General features: G+C 64.0%; 14 protein-coding genes and 3 rRNA genes. 10 read left to right on the top strand and 7 right to left on the bottom strand.

The window, feature by feature from the left end:
* Positions 1-26 precede the first annotated feature (26 nt).
* Entirely contained in the window at positions 27-851 is an 825-nt protein-coding gene (locus HDA39_RS15410) for an aldo/keto reductase (protein WP_184795900.1), read from the bottom strand.
* A 129-nt stretch (positions 852-980) separates the two neighbouring features.
* Between HDA39_RS15410 and HDA39_RS15405 the strand changes: the two genes are divergently transcribed.
* From HDA39_RS15405 to HDA39_RS15395, 3 genes are all read left to right on the top strand, one after another.
* Entirely contained in the window at positions 981-1,610 is a 630-nt protein-coding gene (locus tag HDA39_RS15405; RefSeq protein WP_184795899.1) for a hypothetical protein, read from the top strand.
* Positions 1,611-1,770: 160 nt separating this feature from the next.
* Positions 1,771-2,709 carry a hypothetical protein gene (locus HDA39_RS15400; protein ID WP_184795898.1) on the top strand — a complete coding sequence of 313 codons (939 nt, stop codon included), beginning with the start codon at positions 1,771-1,773 and terminating at the stop codon, positions 2,707-2,709.
* A 187-nt stretch (positions 2,710-2,896) separates the two neighbouring features.
* Positions 2,897-3,835: an aldo/keto reductase gene (locus HDA39_RS15395; protein ID WP_184795897.1), complete on the top strand. Its 939-nt coding sequence runs from the start codon at positions 2,897-2,899 to the stop codon at positions 3,833-3,835.
* Positions 3,836-4,203: 368 nt separating this feature from the next.
* Here HDA39_RS15395 and HDA39_RS15390 read toward each other — a convergent pair whose 3' ends face one another.
* Positions 4,204-4,584: a MerR family transcriptional regulator gene (locus HDA39_RS15390; protein ID WP_184795896.1), complete on the bottom strand. Its 381-nt coding sequence runs from the start codon at positions 4,582-4,584 to the stop codon at positions 4,204-4,206.
* 113 nt (positions 4,585-4,697) lie between these two features.
* Positions 4,698-4,964: a hypothetical protein gene (locus HDA39_RS15385; protein WP_184795895.1), complete on the bottom strand. Its 267-nt coding sequence runs from the start codon at positions 4,962-4,964 to the stop codon at positions 4,698-4,700.
* A 139-nt stretch (positions 4,965-5,103) separates the two neighbouring features.
* Between HDA39_RS15385 and HDA39_RS15380 the strand changes: the two genes are divergently transcribed.
* The 7 genes from HDA39_RS15380 (at position 5,104) to rrf (ending at position 13,759) form a co-directional block, all read left to right on the top strand.
* Complete coding sequence (locus HDA39_RS15380) at positions 5,104-5,457, top strand: helix-turn-helix domain-containing protein (protein ID WP_184795894.1); 354 nt, start codon at positions 5,104-5,106, stop codon at positions 5,455-5,457.
* 67 nt (positions 5,458-5,524) lie between these two features.
* Positions 5,525-5,728, top strand: a complete 204-nt coding sequence (locus HDA39_RS15375) for a KTSC domain-containing protein (protein ID WP_184795893.1) — start codon at positions 5,525-5,527, stop codon at positions 5,726-5,728.
* A 100-nt stretch (positions 5,729-5,828) separates the two neighbouring features.
* The gene (locus tag HDA39_RS15370) at positions 5,829-6,056 is read left to right on the top strand and encodes a hypothetical protein (RefSeq protein ID WP_184795892.1); all 228 of its coding nucleotides are present in this window, start codon (positions 5,829-5,831) and stop codon (positions 6,054-6,056) included.
* Between the two features lie 183 nt (positions 6,057-6,239).
* Positions 6,240-7,586 (top strand): serine hydrolase domain-containing protein, encoded by a 1,347-nt coding sequence (locus tag HDA39_RS15365; protein ID WP_337925756.1) that lies wholly within the window; start codon positions 6,240-6,242, stop codon positions 7,584-7,586.
* 791 nt (positions 7,587-8,377) lie between these two features.
* Positions 8,378-9,895, top strand: a 16S ribosomal RNA gene (locus tag HDA39_RS15360).
* 482 nt (positions 9,896-10,377) lie between these two features.
* A 23S ribosomal RNA gene (locus HDA39_RS15355) occupies positions 10,378-13,503 on the top strand.
* A gap of 138 nt (positions 13,504-13,641) precedes the next feature.
* Positions 13,642-13,759 (top strand): 5S ribosomal RNA (gene rrf, locus HDA39_RS15350).
* Together the 16S, 23S and 5S rRNA genes form the textbook arrangement of a ribosomal RNA operon.
* 124 nt (positions 13,760-13,883) lie before the next feature.
* Here rrf and HDA39_RS15345 read toward each other — a convergent pair.
* From HDA39_RS15345 to HDA39_RS15330, 4 genes are all read right to left on the bottom strand, one after another.
* Positions 13,884-14,450 (bottom strand): dihydrofolate reductase family protein, encoded by a 567-nt coding sequence (locus HDA39_RS15345; RefSeq protein ID WP_184795890.1) that lies wholly within the window; start codon positions 14,448-14,450, stop codon positions 13,884-13,886.
* 1 nt (position 14,451) lies between these two features.
* Positions 14,452-15,267 (bottom strand): alpha/beta fold hydrolase, encoded by an 816-nt coding sequence (locus tag HDA39_RS15340; RefSeq protein ID WP_184795889.1) that lies wholly within the window; start codon positions 15,265-15,267, stop codon positions 14,452-14,454.
* Positions 15,268-15,319: 52 nt separating this feature from the next.
* Positions 15,320-16,042 (bottom strand): helix-turn-helix domain-containing protein, encoded by a 723-nt coding sequence (locus HDA39_RS15335; protein WP_184795888.1) that lies wholly within the window; start codon positions 16,040-16,042, stop codon positions 15,320-15,322.
* 1,012 nt (positions 16,043-17,054) lie between these two features.
* A complete protein-coding gene (locus tag HDA39_RS15330; RefSeq protein ID WP_184795887.1) occupies positions 17,055-17,708 on the bottom strand; it encodes a hypothetical protein in 654 nt (217 codons plus the stop codon).
* Between the last annotated feature and the right edge of the window lie 116 nt (positions 17,709-17,824).

The raw sequence follows: 17,824 nt of genomic DNA, 5'->3' as shown, positions 1-17,824 counted from the left end.
CCCAAGCCCCAGGTCACCGGCGTGCTTCAGTGTCCCGAGCGGTCCGAGTCGGCGGGGGTCGAGCCGGTGCCGTCGAACGCCGACAGCCGGCCGAGCTGCTCGTCGGTGAGTTCGAAGTCGAAGACGTCCAGGTTCTGCGCGAGTCGTTCCCGGTTCGCCGACTTCGGGATCGGTACGACGTTCAGCTGAACCTCCCAGCGCAGCACGATCTGCCCCGGCGTCTTCCCGTGGTCCTTCGCGATCTGTACGACGTCCGGCCGGTCGAGCAGGTCGCTGCCCTTGCCGAGCGGACTCCACGCCTCGGTCACGATGCCGTGCTGGGCGTGGAAGTCGCGGTTCTCCTGCTTGGTCCAGATCGGGCTCAGCTGGATCTGGTTGACCTCGGGCGCCTCGCCCGTCTCGTCGATCAGGCGCTGGAGGTGAGCCGGCTTGAAGTTCGACGTACCGATGGCACGCACCAGGCCGGCCTTGCGCAGCTCGATCAGCCCGCGCCACGCGTCGACGTACTGGTCCTGGTCCGGGTTCGGCCAGTGGATGAGCAGCAGGTCGAGGTAGTCGAGACCGAGCTTCTCCGCGCTCGCCTCGAACGCCGTCCGCGCGCCCTCGACGCTGTGCCAGCGCTTGTTGAACTTCGACGTCACGAACAGCTCCTCGCGCGGAGCACCCTTCAGCGCACGGCCGACGCCGGTCTCGTTGCGGTAGTTCTCGGCCGTGTCGATCAGCCGGTAGCCGAGCTCGAGTGCCGTCGCGACAGCGCGCTCGGCGTCGTCGTCGTTCATCGGCGACGTACCGAGCCCGAGCCGCGGCAACGCGGTTCCGTGACTCAACGTGACGGTAGGGACAGCACTCATCGGACTTCTCCTCGGCTGGTCGGGTCTCGGCCCACGGTATCCACCGACCCCGAGGTCAAACTGTCGGGATCCTGGGTGATGATGATTCCGGGCCCGTGAGGCGGGCCCCGGGATGCGAGGGGGTTGGGGATGAAGAACCGGCTGATCACGCTGGTGGACCTCGGTCTGGACAGCTCCTTCGATGCTTCGATGACGTTCGTCCAGGGCGTTGTGGGCAACGTCAACGCCGGCTGGAACGAACCGGTGATCGACGTGAACTTCGTCCGCACCCGGGACCACGAGACGGCGTTCTCCGCGCTCACCACCCCGTCGACCGTGCTGCACGTGATGGCGCACGGCGACCACAGCGAGGAACCCTCGTTCCTGTCCACCGACGGTCGGACCCAGGTCTCGCTGAGCGCCCTGGCCGACTGGTTCCTGGATCGCCAGTGGGGGATCTCCAGCGGCGTGGTGATCGCCGACGGCTGCAAGACCGGCATCGGCAAGTGGCAGCGCGCCATTCGCGACTGCCTGCAGGACGACATCACCTACATCGGCACCAGCACGGTCGTCGGCTGGTACGAGGCGACCGTGTTCTGCTCGGCGTTCTACGGCGCCCTGATCCGCAACCGCGGTCTCGGCAAGAGCCCCGCCGAGCAGGGCTGGGACGCCGCCAACCGCGCGATCAGCGCGTACGAAACTCTCACCGACGCCCGCTGTCCGTACAAGCCGGTCGTCCTCACGCCGTCCCGCCGAGCGCTGCGCTCCCTGACCGGCTGACCCGCCGTTTCTCACGGAGTGAGAGCGACACGCAGAGCTGTCGCTACGGTCCGTCGACCATGTGAGACTTTTTGTGACTCTGACCGACCGCCCAGGACCTAACAGCGGGGACTCCTCCAGCCGGGTACGCCGGCCGGTACTTGCGTTGAAGGAATCCCTGATGAAGCTCGACAAGAACACCCTCCTGCTCTCCGCCGCGGTGGTTGCCTTCCTGTACCTGCTGGCCCTTGTCCTCGGTCTGCCGGGCTGGGTCGCCGTCATGGTCTCCGTGGTCCTCCTACTGGTCGTCGCCGTGGTCTACAACGAGCCCCTCACCAAGCCGGCTCCGATCACGGTCCAGGCTCCCGTGACCCATGCGCCGCCGAGCGTTCACTCGTCACACGCTGTGGACCACGATCCGGTCTTCTCCCTTCCGCCGACCCGCACGATCGCCGACGTACGGCTGCCGTCCGCATCGCCGGACTTCCAGTTCAGCTTCTCCGCTGTCGTTCACTGGTCCACCGTCCTGTCCGGATCCCGGCACGCCGACCTCAGCAGCGTCGCCGTCGACTCCCTGCTGAACCGTGCGAAGGCCCTGACCGCCGGCCAGCAACCCACCGAGGAATCCCTCAACCAGCACCGCCTGGCCGCCCTCCTCGGCGAACCGGACCTCGACGACCGAGGCCAGGTCCGCACCTGGGCCACGGAGGTCCGTCTCCGCCTCCCCGACGCCGACAGCAAGCACCTCCAGGTCCTCGCCGCCCTCCACCGCCGCGAACAACGGACCCTGCTCGAACGCCGGATGGAACGCGACGAACGCGCCTATCTCCGCGACGAGGTCCTCGCCAGCCCCGGCTCGGCCGCCGTCTGGTGGCTCGTCAACAACCCTGGCGAAGTCGAGAAGGCCGTCGAGCTGCTGGAAACCCTCGCCCAGCTCTCCTCCGTCGCGAACACCGACGAACTCCCGCCCCGGCAGCACCCCAAGCCCCACCTCACCTCCGCCGACAAGTCCATCGCCGAACTCGCTACGGTTCTCAACCACCGCCCCGAGGAAGACACCCCCACGGACTACCGCGAACAGTTCTTCGCGGAAAAGCCACCCCACCCGGACCACGGCTGATCGGACGACACGCGCCGCGTCACTACGATCCGTCATCCCGACGCCCGGCAGCTTGGCCAGGTGGTCCAGGTAGGTGTGAAGCATCGAGGGCTCTGGCGGACTCACCGCGGCCCGCGTTCCCGTGAATCCGCAGTGCCGTGAAATCGCAGCTTGACCTGGAGCGCGCTCCAGCTACCAGGCTGGTGCCATGAACACACCAACGATGGCCCTGGGGACGATGTACTTCGGCACCAGGGTGGACGAACGAACCGCATTCTCGATCCTCGACCGGTACGCCGAACTCGGCGGAGCCTTCGTCGACACTTCTGACAACTACAGCTTCTGGACCTCGGAGACGGGCTTCGGCGGCCAGAGCGAGGCGCTGCTGGGCCGTTGGCTGGCGTCCAACTCCGGGGTCCGCGTTCGCCTCAGCACCAAGGTCGGCGCCCAGCCCACACGGGTCGGTGGGTTCCCCGACCACCTCGAAGGACTGCGCGAGGACGTCGTACGCGAAGCCATGGCGAAGAGCCTGGAGCGGCTGGGTGTGGATGGTGTCGACCTGTACTGGGCGCACGTCGAAGACCCGACCGTTCCGGTGGAGGACCTGGTCGAAACGTTCGGCGGTCTGGTGCGTGCCGGCCTGACCGCTCGCTGGGGAGTGTCGAACCACCCGTCCTGGCTGCTCGAGCGGATCCGCGCCACCGCCGAACGCGACGGCCACCCGGAACCAGTCGCTTACCAAGAGCGCTACTCCTACTTCCAGCCCGCCGGCGGCATGGAAGTAGAGGGCCAGCCGATCCCCCTGGGAATGCTGTCACCGGACGGCCTCGACTTCCTGCACCGGAACCCGTCGTTCGAGGGCTGGGTCTACACGGCCACCCTCCAGGGCCGCTACGACCGCACCGACCGCCCCCTCGAGCCCGAGTACCACCACCCCGGCACCGACCGACGACTGGCGGCACTGACCCGTGTCGCCACCGAGCGCGGACTTCTCCCCGGCCAGGTGGTACTGGCGTGGCTGGCCTCCGGGAGCCCGGCCCTGACCCCGATCGTCGGAGTCAGCACCGTCGAACAACTCGAGCAGGCCGTGCAAGGCGCATCCACCACCCTCACCAAGGACGAACTAGCGCTACTGAACGCCGCCTAGCCAACGCCACCCGGGCAGCCCGCCACCAGAAGGCGAATAAGCCCCGATCCCAGGAGGCGGGCAGCCCGCGCGTCGGCAACGGACAGCCCCGACGCCTAGAGGCGGACGAGCCCCTCGATCCCGGGAGGCGGACAAGCCCTCCGATGCCGGGAGGTGGACAGCCCCGACCGGACGCCGACCAACGTGCAGTCGTCGTTCCGCCGGGGAGGCGGACAAATCTTCTGATGCCGGGAGGTGGACAGCCCGATGTCAGGCAGGCAAACAGCCCCGACGCCGAGGCGGACGAGCCCCCGATGCCGGAAGACGGGTTGCCGACACTCGCTCGCCTTTGGTGCGCGCCGCCCCTGCGGTCGGCTCGCGGCAGCGCGTCAGGACGCCGCTTCCCCAGTCCGGCGGAGTTCGCCGCGGTACCAGTCTGCCTTCTCCTCGACCCGTGCGAGCACCCCATCGAGTTCGGCCATCTTCGCCCGGATCGAGGCGGCGTGCTCCTCGAGCAGAGTGACGCGCTCCGGCATCGTGCTGTCGTCACGACTCAACTCGCCGTACCGGCGCAGCTGCTCGATCGACATCCCGGTGTCCCGCAAGCAGCGCAGGAACCCGAGCATCCACAGATCGCCGTCGCTGTATACACGCCGGCCACCAGCGCTGCGCTCGATGCGCGGCAGAATTCCTTCCCGCTCGTAGTAGCGCAGCGTGTCGATCGTGAACCCGGACTGTGCGGCCGCCTCGGCCGGCGAGTAGGTCGTCATCACGCAAAGCTAACAGCGCGCCTGGAGCCGACTCCAGATCTCGTCGCGTCTCACGTCACACGGGCTGGTGGAGCCGTCCCCAGAAAGCAGGGGAAGGGGACGGCTCCACCAGGTCAGGGATCGAGCCAGCGGATGGTGGTCGCGCCGTTGTGACCGTGGATAGTGAGAAGGGCCGGGATGCCGTCCTGCCAGACGGTGGTCGTGGGGTAGGGCCCACCCCATCGCAGGGTGACAGTGTGGTCGGACCACTCGACGCCTTCGGCGACTATGCCGGTGCCACTGACTCCCGAGACGTCGACATGGCGAATCAGGTGGAAGCGGCGTGGAGGCTGCCTGGTGAGGCGGTCGAGGTGGCGGCGGATCGTGGGTGCGCTTGTCATGCATTCAGTCAACGGCGCAACGAGCGCCCGCACCATGAACTGAACAGGTATCCACAGGGCATTCTTTGCGCACTCGGCGAACGGCCGAAAACTCGTACCTTTCTTGCAGACAGCGACCGAGCGAGTGAAGGAGTGGGCGATGGCAGTCATCGAGAAGTGGACCGGCCGGCACGCGCAGGCCCTGCGGGAAGCACTGCGGCTGACCAACGAGTCGTTCGCCGAGCGGCTCGGGATCGCGCCGCGGACGATCACGAAGTGGAAGGAGCGCCCGGACATGCTGCCCAGCCCACACCTGCAGGAGGCGCTCGATGCGGAGCTCGCCCGCGCACCGGTCGACGTCCAGACGCGCTTCGCGGCGAACCTGGGTGAGCCTGATCAGCGGATCGCACTGGATCAGGCATCGATCGGCCAGCTCAACGCCGCGGTGACGGATCTGGCGCGGCTGCTGGCGCGCATCGAGGTGAGCGGATTCCAGCAGCCTTCGGCACACTGAGGTGGACCTGCGGCCGGGCATCGTCACGGCGTACAGGTCAAGCGAGGTGTGCTGAGAGGGGTTGGGGATGCGGCGAAAGCCGGTGAACTCGGCAAGTGTGCGGTCGATCGGCTGGCAGGACGGGACGCTCGAGGTGGAGTTCGTGAGCGGCGACGTGTACCAGTACTTCGAGGTCTCGGAGTTCACGTACGCCGCCTTGGTGCGGTCGGACAGCATCGGGCGATTCATCAACACCCGGATCAAGCCGCACCACGACTTCAAGGAGGTCTGAGGCGGCTGCGAAAAAGGTGGTCGGGCTTGGGGTTTTCGCTGTGTCACCGGCGGGCACCAGAGGGTCGTTCCACGGGGGTGCGCTCAGCCAGGAGGTGGACATGCGCACTCGTAGAGCCTCTACGACTGGTTCTCGCGTCATCACGATTGTTGTTGTGGTCTGGCTGTTGATCGGTCTCGCGGCCGCGGCGCAGCGAAACTACTTCGGAGGTTCCGATGCCACCTGCGCGAAGGTGGGGACCACGCTGGTCACCATCGTCGCCGGACCGCTGAACTACATCGGAGCCAACCCGAAGATCGACTGCGACGCCCCGCAGCCGTCCAAGTAACCAGAGCACTGGCAACACTCGAGTTCGTCCCGGCCACGGATGTTCCGGCATCCGTGGCCGGTGCTCGCAGTGAGGCGACCTAGGTGGCCGGCCGCGAAAGGATGTCGCAGGCGAAGCGCGAGTCGGAGCGGGCCGGACTGTGCGCGCTCTAGGCTCCGGAGGAGTCGAGTGTGGGGAGCAGCCGTGGGTGTTGGGAGCGACGTACTGCGAGAGCAGATCGCGGGGGAGCTGGAGCGGTTCGCCGTGCCGGGAGCTGGATGGGCGGTCATAGGTGGCGGCGAGATCGTAGGAGCCGGGGCCGCTGGAGTTGTCGACGCCACGGGCGGCGTCGAGGTGTCGACGGGAACGCTGTTTCAGGCCTGCTCGATCAGTAAGCCGGTGACGGTGTTCGCGATGCTTCGGCTGGTCGACCGAGGCCTGCTCGAACTGGACGAGGACGTCAACCGCCGGCTGACCTCGTGGCAGGTTCCACAGACGGGGAACTGGCAGCCGGTGGTGACGTTGCGCCAACTGGCGACCCACAGTGCTGGCCTCACCGTGCACGGCTTCCCAGGCTATTCGTCCGGCGAACCGCTGCCGACGACAGTGCAGATCCTGGACGGCGTACGGCCGACCAACACCTTCGGGGTAAGGGTCGACACGGTGCCGGGCGCACAGTTCCGGTACTCCGGGGGCGGGACGGTCGTGCTGCAGCAACTGCTGGAAGACGTAACCGGTACGCCGTTCCGCGAGTTGGTGCGGGAGCTTGTGCTCGAGCCGTCGGGGATGGCTGACAGCGACTATGCCCAGCCCTTGCCCGACGACCTCCACGAGCGAGCGGCGACGGCGCACGACGAGCAGGGGCTCGCGATCCCGGGGCGCTGGCACAGCTATCCGGAGTTGGCCGCCGCGGGCCTGTGGACGACGCCGAGCGATCTCTGCAGGTTCGCGCTGGCAGTGCAGGCGGCGTACGTCGGTGCTGACGGCGCACTGCTGTCGCCCGAGCTCGGCCGGGAGATGCTCACCCCACAGGTTCGCGCGAGTGATCGGCTCGGGGGACTGAATCACCTTGGCTTGGGGGTGTTCCTCGGGGCCGGCGGCGTACGGTTCGGACACAGCGGTGGGAACAGGGGGTTCAAGTGCCACCTGCTGGCGGATCGCGAGTCCGGGGTCGGCGCCGCGGTGATGACGAACGGCGACAACGGCATGTGGGTGGTGCAACGGGCGTTCGCGGCGCTGGCTTCGGCGTACGGATGGAGCGGGTACGACGAACCGCTGGACGACTGGGACGTTCCTGGTGACGACGTGCTCGACGGGCTGGTCGGGAAGTACCGGTTGCGGGACGGGTTCGGCTTCGTGGTCGATCGGCTGGGTGGTGGCGTCGAGGTGACCTTCGACGGTCAGGAGCCGATGAGGTTCATCCCGGTCGACGGCAGCACGTTCGCCAGCTCGATGGTGAGTGCGCGGTTGCGCTTGCGTGGTGACGACCTGGTCTTCGAGCAGAACGGCGAGCAGCTCGAGTGCTCGCGGGACGACCGAGACCGGGAATAGGTCGGGTGGGGGACCGGTTACACCTGATGCCGCCCGGTACATGACCCCCGGGCCTCACACTCAGCCGCTTCGAGCGGCCACTCGCCGAGAGGCGTCTGCTGGGCGGTGCGGTACTCGGTGGGTGGGTGACGAGCGATCGTCGCCCACCCACCACCCGTCTTGGCGAAACTCACTTGAACGGGTAGGGCACTATAGAGAGTGGACCTGGCGGTGACGCGAGGGCCGGCCTCGCGGAGACGCGAGTGACGAGTGGGACCAGAGGGACGGCAACGGCATCACGTCGGTGTGGTCGAGGAGTGCTCAGCACAGGTCAGGACATCGGCCGGATCTCGATTTGCATCTTCACCGTGAATGTCAGTAATGTTCTTCTTGTTGGAGCGAGTGCGGGACGCGGAAGCGGCCGGTTGCTTCGACAAAATCCTTGAAGGTCTTCTGGAGCCGAGATTCGCCTAGTGCGGGTTTGGGTTGCTGAGTCGCGCAGGGGTGCTGGTTCGGGAAGGGCCGATTTGACCGGGCCTGGACGGATCAGTAAGGTTTGTCGAGTTGCCCCGGAGTCCTGGCTGCGAAGTCATGGACGCGGTGTGTGCCCGATTCTTGAGAACTCAACAGCGTGCCGAAAGTCAATGCCGAAATTTAGCATTAACCCCATTCGCGGGTCATCTTTCGGATGATTCGTGATGGATTCCTTTGAATGTAATTTCTGGATTCAAGTCAGTTTGATTGTCTCTGATTCAAAGGATCACTCAAAGTAGTCTGTTTTCTGTGGTTCGCCGCAGTTAAACATATAGATTTCAACGGAGAGTTTGATCCTGGCTCAGGACGAACGCTGGCGGCGTGCTTAACACATGCAAGTCGAGCGGTAAGGCCCCTTCGGGGGTACACGAGCGGCGAACGGGTGAGTAACACGTGAGCAACCTACCCTCAACTTCGGGATAAGCCTCGGAAACGGGGTCTAATACCGGATATCACTCCATTCTTCATGGTTTGGGGTTGAAAGTTCTGGCGGTTGGGGATGGGCTCGCGGCCTATCAGCTTGTTGGTGGGGTAATGGCCTACCAAGGCGTCGACGGGTAGCCGGCCTGAGAGGGCGACCGGCCACACTGGGACTGAGACACGGCCCAGACTCCTACGGGAGGCAGCAGTGGGGAATATTGCGCAATGGGCGAAAGCCTGACGCAGCAACGCCGCGTGAGGGATGACGGCCTTCGGGTTGTAAACCTCTTTCAGCAGGGACGAAGCGAGAGTGACGGTACCTGCAGAAGAAGGACCGGCCAACTACGTGCCAGCAGCCGCGGTAATACGTAGGGTCCGAGCGTTGTCCGGAATTATTGGGCGTAAAGGGCTCGTAGGCGGTTCGTCACGTCGGGAGTGAAAACTCGGAGCTTAACTCCGAGCCTGCTTCCGATACGGGCAGACTAGAGGTAGGCAGGGGAGAGCGGAACTCCTGGTGTAGCGGTGGAATGCGCAGATATCAGGAAGAACACCGGTGGCGAAGGCGGCTCTCTGGGCCTTACCTGACGCTGAGGAGCGAAAGCGTGGGTAGCGAACAGGATTAGATACCCTGGTAGTCCACGCCGTAAACGTTGGGCGCTAGGTGTGGGGGACATTCCACGTCCTCCGTGCCGCAGCTAACGCATTAAGCGCCCCGCCTGGGGAGTACGGCCGCAAGGCTAAAACTCAAAGGAATTGACGGGGGCCCGCACAAGCGGCGGAGCATGCGGATTAATTCGATGCAACGCGAAGAACCTTACCTGGGTTTGACATATAGGGAAATCCTCCAGAGATGGGGGGTCCGTAAGGGTCCTATACAGGTGGTGCATGGCTGTCGTCAGCTCGTGTCGTGAGATGTTGGGTTAAGTCCCGCAACGAGCGCAACCCTCGTCCTATGTTGCCAGCACGTTATGGTGGGGACTCATAGGAGACTGCCGGGGTCAACTCGGAGGAAGGTGGGGATGACGTCAAGTCATCATGCCCCTTATGTCCAGGGCTTCACGCATGCTACAATGGCCGGTACAAAGGGCTGCGAAACCGCAAGGTGGAGCGAATCCCAAAAAGCCGGTCTCAGTTCGGATTGGGGTCTGCAACTCGACCCCATGAAGTCGGAGTCGCTAGTAATCGCAGATCAGCAACGCTGCGGTGAATACGTTCCCGGGCCTTGTACACACCGCCCGTCACGTCATGAAAGTCGGCAACACCCGAAGCCGGTGGCCTAACCCTTGTGGAGGGAGCCGTCGAAGGTGGGGCTGGCGATTAGGACGAAGTCGTAACAAGGTAGCCGTACCGGAAGGTGCGGCTGGATCACCTCCTTTCTAAGGAGCATTCGGCGATCAACTCGTAAGAGTGGTCGCCCATTCGTCGTATCTTGAGCGAATGTCTCAAGGCGACGGTGCTTCGGAATGTGGAACATTGACCATTAGGCCTGGATCGTATCTGATCGAACTAGTACTGCTCACTTGTGGGCGTGGAACGTGAGTGAGGGTGGGTGAAAGGCCGAGGCGCGCTGTTGGGTCCTGAGGGATCGGGCTGTTGGAATCTTTGCGGATTCCTGGTTCGGTTTTTCTAGGCCGCTTCTGCACTGGGGTCCTTTACTGGATTCTGGTGTGGGTGTGTGGCTGGGGCCGGCTCTCACCAAACTCCTGGTGATGGTGTTTCGAAGGGTGTGTTGTTCCCCCTGAAGGGATGCTTTCCGAGGGTAGTGGTGGACAAGGGCTGGTGTTCCTGCCCGTATTTTGAGAACTGTATAGTGGACGCGAGCATCTTTTGTAGCAATGTATTGTTCCTTATGTATGTGTGACAAGCTACTAAGGGCAATCGGTGGATGTCTAGGCACCAAGAGCCGATGAAGGACGTTGGAGCCTGCGATAAGCCCCGGGGAGTTGGCAACCAAGCTGTGATCCGGGGGTGTCCGAATGGGGAAACCCAGCTGGCATTCTAAAGCCAGTTACCAGTTCCTGAACACATAGGGTTCTGGAGGGAACGCGGGGAAGTGAAACATCTCAGTACCCGCAGGAAGAGAAAACAATAGTGATTCCGTGAGTAGTGGCGAGCGAAAGCGGATGAGGCTAAACCATGTGCGTGTGATAGCCGGCGTGCGTTGCGTATGTGGGGTTGTGGGAGCATTCAGACACTAATGCCGTGGTGTCGGGGAGTTATAAATCGTTGTTGAAGCCGAACCGGTTGGAATGCCGGGCCGTAGTGGGTAATGGCCCCGTAGGCGTAAGACAGTGACTTCCGAGTGTTTTCCCGAGTAGCACGGAACTCTTGAAATTCCGTGTGAATCTGGCGGGACCACCCGCTAAGCCTAAATACTTCTTGGTGACCGATAGCGGACTAGTACCGTGAGGGAAAGATGAAAAGTACCCCGGGAGGGGAGTGAAATAGTACCTGAAACCGGTTGCCTACAATCCGTCGGAGCGCTCACCTTGTGTGGGTGTGACGGCGTGCCTTTTGAAGAATGAGCCTGCGAGTTAGTGGTGTGTGGCGAGGTTAACCCGTGTGGGGTAGCCGTAGCGAAAGCGAGTCTGAATAGGGCGCTTTAGTCGCATGCTCTAGACCCGAAGCGGAGTGATCTATCCATGGGCAGGTTGAAGCGCGGGTAAGACCGCGTGGAGGACCGAACCCACCAGGGTTGAAAACCTGGGGGATGACCTGTGGATAGGGGTGAAAGGCCAATCAAACTCCGTGATAGCTGGTTCTCCCCGAAATGCATATAGGTGCAGCGTCGCGTGTTTCTTACCGGAGGTAGAGCACTGGATGGTCTAGGGGGCTTACCGGCTTACCGAAATCAGCCAAACTCCGAATGCCGGTAAGTGAGAGCGCGGCAGTGAGACTGCGGGGGATAAGCTCCGTAGTCGAGAGGGAAACAGCCCAGATCACCAGCTAAGGCCCCTAAGCGATTGCTAAGTGGAAAAGGATGTGGAGTTGCCCAGACAACCAGGAGGTTGGCTTAGAAGCAGCCACCCTTGAAAGAGTGCGTAATAGCTCACTGGTCAAGTGATTCCGCGCCGACAATGTAGCGGGGCTCAAGCAATCCGCCGAAGCTGTGGCATTCATATTAGTACTCGGCCAGAACTTGTTCTGGTCCAGGTGTGTGGATGGGTAGGGGAGCGTCGTGCAGCGTGTGAAGCAGCAGAGTGATCTAGTTGTGGATGCTGCACGAGTGAGAATGCAGGCATGAGTAGCGAATGACGGGTGAGAAACCCGTCCGCCGAATGATCAAGGGTTCCAGGGTCAAGCTAATCTGCCCTGGGTAAGTCGGGACCTAAGGCGAGGCCGACAGGCGTAGTCGATGGACAACGGGTTGATATTCCCGTACCGGCATTAACACGACCCGACCGAGGTCACTGATGCTAAGAACGAGAAACCATGATGTCTTCGGACGGATTGGCGGATCTTTCGACCCGAGGTGGTATTAGGTGCACTAAGGAGTGACGCAGGAGGGCAGTCCATCCGCGGCGATGGTAGGCGCAAGCTGATCCGCGGGCAAGGTGGTAGGGCGAGGCATAGGCAAATCCGTGTCTCATTGAGCCTGAGAACCGAGGCGGACCCGTTCAGGGGAAGTGGATGATCCCATGCTGCCAAGAAAAACTTCGTAGTGAGTGTTAGAGCCGCCCGTACCCCAAACCGACACAGGTGATCAGGTAGAGAATACCAAGGCGATCGAGTGAACCATGGTTAAGGAACTCGGCAAAATGCCCCCGTAACTTCGGGAGAAGGGGGGCCGGATGCGTTACACCACTTGCTGGTGGAAGCGTTGATGGCCGCAGAGACCAGGCCCAAGCGACTGTTTACTAAAAACACAGGTCCGTGCGAAGAAGTAATTCGATGTATACGGACTGACGCCTGCCCGGTGCTGGAACGTTAAGGGGACAGGTTAGCTGGTTTAGGCCGGCGAAGCTTTGAACTTAAGCGCCAGTAAACGGCGGTGGTAACTATAACCATCCTAAGGTAGCGAAATTCCTTGTCGGGTAAGTTCCGACCTGCACGAATGGCGTAACGACTTGGGCGCTGTCTCAACCATGGACTCGGCGAAATTGCATTACGAGTAAAGATGCTCGTTACGCGCAGCAGGACGGAAAGACCCCGGGACCTTTACTACAACTTGGTATTGGTGGTCGGTACAACTTGTGTAGGATAGGTGGGAGACTGTGAAATCCGGACGCCAGTTCGGGTGGAGTCATCGTTGAAATACCACTCTGGTTGTTCTGGCTGTCTAACTTCGGTCCATTATCTGGATCAGGGACAGTGCCTGGTGGGTAGTTTGACTGGGGCGGTCGCCTCCTAAAAGGTAACGGAGGCGCTCAAAGGTTCCCTCAGCCTGGTTGGCAATCAGGTGTCGAGTGTAAGTGCACAAGGGAGCTTGACTGTGAGACAGACATGTCGAGCAGGGACGAAAGTCGGAACTAGTGATCCGGCGGTGGCATGTGGGAGCACCGTCGCTCAACGGATAAAAGGTACCCCGGGGATAACAGGCTGATCTTCCCCAAGAGTCCATATCGACGGGATGGTTTGGCACCTCGATGTCGGCTCGTCGCATCCTGGGGCTGGAGTAGGTCCCAAGGGTTGGGCTGTTCGCCCATTAAAGCGGCACGCGAGCTGGGTTTAGAACGTCGTGAGACAGTTCGGTCCCTATCCGCTGCGCGCGCAGGAGACTTGAGAAGGGCTGCCCCTAGTACGAGAGGACCGGGGTGGACGAACCTCTGGTGTGCCAGTTGTTCCGCCAGGAGCACGGCTGGTTGGCTACGTTCGGGAGTGATAACCGCTGAAAGCATCTAAGCGGGAAGCACGCTTCAAGATGAGGTCTCCCACCGAGTTAATCGGGTAAGGCCCCCAGTAGACCACTGGGTTGATAGGCCAGAGGTGGAAGCACCGTAAGGTGTGGAGCTGACTGGTACTAATAGGCCGAGGGCTTGTCTCAACACCACACTTGTGGTCATACACGAGACGATATGCTGCGTAAGTAATGTTCGCGTTCACTGTACGGTTCCCGGAATACGGTCAACCCCAGCCAGATGTTATGTGGCTAGTGTGTGGTTGGTTGATATTTCTATAGAGTTACGGTGACCATAGCGTCGGGGAAACACCCAGTCTCCATTCCGAACCTGGAAGTTAAGCCCTTCAGCGCCGATGGTACTGCGACCGGGAGGTCGTGGGAGAGTAGGACGTCGCCGGACATTCACACTGTTAAGGGCCACCCCACACCGGGGTGGCCCTTAACAATTCCCCCAACACCACCACCACGACCCCCAAGCGGCCGGGCCTACCAGGCCGGCCGCTTTCACGCGTTCCAGGAACAGATCAGGCCGTGGTGCGGCGGGTGTAGATGGTGAGCAGGGTGCTGTCGCCGTAGATGGTTGCTTCGCTGAGGGTCCACGCCGTCTTGTCGGGCGTCTGTGTCCAGAGTCGCCGGCCGTGGCCGAGGATCAGGGGTGAGGCCATGAGGTGGATCTCGTCGATGAGGTCGAGGGCGAGGAGGCTCTGGGCGAGTTGGATGCTTCCGGCAACGGAGATCTCGCCGTTGACCTCTTGCTTGAGTCGAGTGACGTCCTGGGCCAGGTCGCCGTTCAGTACGGTCGTGCCCGCCCATTTGGGGTCGGTGAGAGTGCGGGAGACTACGTACTTGGGCATGGTGTTGTACTTGTCGGCGAGCCCGCCCTCGTACTGCGGCCAGGCTGCGGCGAAGCCTTCGTAGGTCTTGCGTCCGAGCAGGAGCGCCGTCGCCCGGAGCGATTCGGCCTCTTTGTACCGTTCGCCGTCTCCGCGGTCGAACTCGAAGGTCCAGTTCTGGTATTTGAAGTCCTCTCCGCCGGGTGCTTCCACGACGCCGTCGATGGAGATGAACTCGGTGAGCACGATCTTGCCCATGTCAGTTCTCCTTGATGAATGTGCGCAGCGCGGCGGCCAGTACGTCGGCGGTGGTCGAGTGCTGCTCACCGGGTACCGGCGTGAGGGTGGACGTGGGCAGGTGTGCGGCGATGGCACGGGAGCCCGCGGCCAGGGCCGGCCAGGTGTCGATCTCGTGCATCACTAGGACCGGGATGTCGATGCGCTTCCACAGCTCGGGGCGCAGCGGCTTGCCGGAGAGAGCGTCGCCGACCTGACGGGCGTCGTACGCGATCGTGGGGGCGATGGCCTCGAGTCCTGCCCAGAAGTCCTCCTCGCGCATCCCGGCGACTACCTCCTCCGGCATCATGGCCGCGGCGGTCATGAACAGGGCGACCGCGTCGCCCGGTCGGCCTTCGGCAATGGCGGCGTCGAGGCTCTCGACGTAGTCGTCAGACAGCGGGGGACGGGCGTCGTCGATGGCGGCGTTCGGCTCGAACAGCGCGAGACGCGCGATCGGCACGCCGTCGTGGGCGGCGTTGAGCGCGAGATTGGCGCCGGAGGACCAGCCGAACACAGTCGCCGGGCGCCCCTGACCGGCCTGTTCGATGATCGCCTCGAGGTCCTCGAACTCGCGCTCGACGACGTACGGCGGAGTGTCGCTGCTCTCGCCGCGGCCGCGCCGGTCGTAGTTGATGACCAGGAACTCGCCGGCGAGCAGTTCCGCCGTCTCCTGGTTCAGCGGGTTCGCAGCGCGATAGCCGGTCGCGCCGTCGATGAGGACGATCGGGTCGCCGGCGCCCCACGCCGTGTAAGCAATGATGGTGCCGTCGGCGGAGGTGACGGTGCCTTCTGGCATCGGAGTGGCCTTTCGTTGGGTGCGCGGTGACGGTCACCGCTCGCCCACGACGCTATGAGGCGGCCGGATTCTCCGGCTTGTACAGAAGCGACAGGGGATCGGCGGCGGGGTCCGGCTGCCGGAGCTGGGTGGCAGTTCGGCCGATGAACCGTTGCAGAGAGCGGGCGAGGTGCGGCTGGTCGTAGTAGCCGAGCTTGTGCACGACATCCAGGGCTGCGAGCCCCGCCCGCAGCAGCACCGCAGCCTCCCGTGCCCGTTCGATCTGACGGATCGCGCCCTGGGTGAGTCCGGTGGCCGCGGCCACCCGCCGCTGCACTGCCCGCGAACCGACCCGTGCGGCGCCGCCCCACACCACCTCGTCCACGAGCGGGTCACGGACCAGTACGCCGGCGCGCACGAGCTTCTCCACGAGCAGTTCCGCGTCGTCGAAGTCGGGGATCTGCCACTGCTCGTCGCGCAGTACGAACGTCCGTTCGGTCACGTGTGGACTGCCACGGCCGCCGTCGACGAGCGCGCCGATCGGGAGGTGCGGCATCGAGGTGCCGTGCGCGAAGGTGATCCCGAACGACTCCGAATCGCCCGCCGTCTCGGCGATCGACGCTGTCGTCTCAGGTCCGCTGATAGCGGCGTGCATGACGCCTTGCTGCTCCCAGAAGACCAGTTCCCAGGTCGAGGTGGCGATCGAGGTCATCCGGTCGACCCCGGACGTGCTGCCGCGCCAGACCCGCGCCACGTAGGGCGAGTCCGACGCGCGATGGTCACTTTCGATCGGCATCGTCCTACCCCCTGACTGATGGCTGTGCGCGTGCGATGAAGAGCATTTCACGCGGAGGGTGCGCCTTCTGCGGCCGTTGACAGGGAGCATCTGCCCGGCCTGTACGAGGTCGATTCTGGCTCACGCGGTGAGCGTAACAACGGCGGCTCGAACGGCCAGTACGCCGGATCCGGCAGCTGGCGGCCGGCCCGACCGAGGACGACGCCACCAAGAAGCGCGAGGCCGCCTTCCTCGCGAACGTCACCGACGGGCTGGTCGACATCAAGGAGGCTGACTACCCGCGGCGTTGAGCGTCGGGGGAATCTCCGACGGCCCCGCTGCGGCCGGGCGATTGGGCTGGTGTTCCGCGGCCCCGGGGCACGTTGACGCGGACGCGGCGCGCGACCTGCGCGAGCCCTCGGAGGTCGAGCCGTGATCGGACCACCATCAGTCAGCCGATCATCACTTGACGGCTGGTCAGATCCTTCGCCGCGGCCGACATCGGGCTCGGCCCGACCCGGAACGCCGGGCTGTGGGAGTGCCGCGGCGTGCCGGCCGCCTGGCGCGTGCTGGGGCGGGGCCGCGGGGACAGGAGTGTCGCGGTGTGCTGGCCGCTTGGCGCGTGCTCGGGGCGGGGGCCATGGGAGCAGATGGGCGGCGTCGACCAGCCGCTTCTCGCTCGCTGTCTGCAACGGTTCATCGGCCGAACTGCCACCCGACTGCGGCACCCGGACCCGCGGCATGGCGCCGTCGGCACCCGGCCAGGCCGAGCGGAACGGCCGGGGCCAGGAGGCCGTCAGGTTTTCCCGGTGCCGCGGTGATCGTCGGACGCCGCGACGACGAGGTCGCATGCAAGGCCACGGCGCCGGTTGGTTCGTGGCATCGTGGACAACCCGGACGACGTCAATGTCCGGTCGCGTAACCTGCGCCGGGTCGCAGTACGGGCAGTCGCAGTACGGGCATCAGTGGCTAGGTCTGCCCGCTGTGATCGCGGCGGAGTTAGCTTGCGGAGGACCGTTGGGGGCTTTGGGGGTCAGAGGTCTTCTGGGGTGATGCCTACGAGGGCTGCCGCGGCGCAGATGTGGACCGGGGAGAGGTCGATGGGGGCGACGGGGGCCTGGAGGAGGGTGCCGCGTTCGAAGGGGGTCAGGTCGATGTCGATGCCGTGGGCACCGGCGACCATGCCTCGGACGTAGGTGAGCCAGCCCATCGTGGGGATACCGCGGCGGAAGAGGCCGGCGGCAGTGGCGAGCTCGGTGTCGGCGATGCTCGCCCACTCGGGTTCCCAGATGGTGACGACTGCTCGGAGGACCTGGGCGAAGCGCTCGGACTGGATGAGCGCGTCTTCGTCGCTCCAGTGGAGGGTGAGCTGGTCCGACGCGGTGGTCAGGGTGCTGCCCATGGAGAGGTCGAAGAGCCAGGGGAGTTCGCCGGTGCTCTGGAGGTGGAGTCTGGTGGTGCTGGAACCGTTGGAGAGGACCTTGGTGGTCGCCTCGACCATCTCCTCAAGGGGAGTGGTGCCGTCGGCTTCCAGTACGTGGTACCCCCAGCGCTCGTCCTGGGTCCAGGCGTGGACGTCGGGGAAGGCCACGGCGACTGCGGTGAGTGTTCGGCCGACACGGAGTGCGCGCTGCTCGACGGACTCGTCGCGGTGCGACCACTGGGCGCGCAGAAGCCAGGATGCCATTCACGCCCTCCGATCGGTTACCGGCTGGAGTTGCCCCACGGACGGTACGCCGCGTGACGACGGGTTGGCCAGATGTGAGCCGTGGAAGCGGGCGACATCCCCGTTCAGCAGACACA

Origin of the sequence: Kribbella italica (assembly GCF_014205135.1) — a bacterium.
Taxonomy (GTDB): domain Bacteria; phylum Actinomycetota; class Actinomycetes; order Propionibacteriales; family Kribbellaceae; genus Kribbella; species Kribbella italica.
This window is presented reverse-complemented; position numbering and strand designations above follow the sequence as displayed.

Coding starts and splice junctions, on each gene's coding strand:
- HDA39_RS15410 (WP_184795900.1), bottom strand. CDS start 851: ATGAGTGCTGTCCCTACCGTCACGTTGAGTCACGGAACCGCGTTGCCG.
- HDA39_RS15405 (WP_184795899.1), top strand. CDS start 981: ATGAAGAACCGGCTGATCACGCTGGTGGACCTCGGTCTGGACAGCTCC.
- HDA39_RS15400 (WP_184795898.1), top strand. CDS start 1,771: ATGAAGCTCGACAAGAACACCCTCCTGCTCTCCGCCGCGGTGGTTGCC.
- HDA39_RS15395 (WP_184795897.1), top strand. CDS start 2,897: ATGAACACACCAACGATGGCCCTGGGGACGATGTACTTCGGCACCAGG.
- HDA39_RS15390 (WP_184795896.1), bottom strand. CDS start 4,584: ATGACGACCTACTCGCCGGCCGAGGCGGCCGCACAGTCCGGGTTCACG.
- HDA39_RS15385 (WP_184795895.1), bottom strand. CDS start 4,964: ATGACAAGCGCACCCACGATCCGCCGCCACCTCGACCGCCTCACCAGG.
- HDA39_RS15380 (WP_184795894.1), top strand. CDS start 5,104: ATGGCAGTCATCGAGAAGTGGACCGGCCGGCACGCGCAGGCCCTGCGG.
- HDA39_RS15375 (WP_184795893.1), top strand. CDS start 5,525: ATGCGGCGAAAGCCGGTGAACTCGGCAAGTGTGCGGTCGATCGGCTGG.
- HDA39_RS15370 (WP_184795892.1), top strand. CDS start 5,829: ATGCGCACTCGTAGAGCCTCTACGACTGGTTCTCGCGTCATCACGATT.
- HDA39_RS15345 (WP_184795890.1), bottom strand. CDS start 14,450: ATGGGCAAGATCGTGCTCACCGAGTTCATCTCCATCGACGGCGTCGTG.
- HDA39_RS15340 (WP_184795889.1), bottom strand. CDS start 15,267: ATGCCAGAAGGCACCGTCACCTCCGCCGACGGCACCATCATTGCTTAC.
- HDA39_RS15335 (WP_184795888.1), bottom strand. CDS start 16,042: ATGCCGATCGAAAGTGACCATCGCGCGTCGGACTCGCCCTACGTGGCG.
- HDA39_RS15330 (WP_184795887.1), bottom strand. CDS start 17,708: ATGGCATCCTGGCTTCTGCGCGCCCAGTGGTCGCACCGCGACGAGTCC.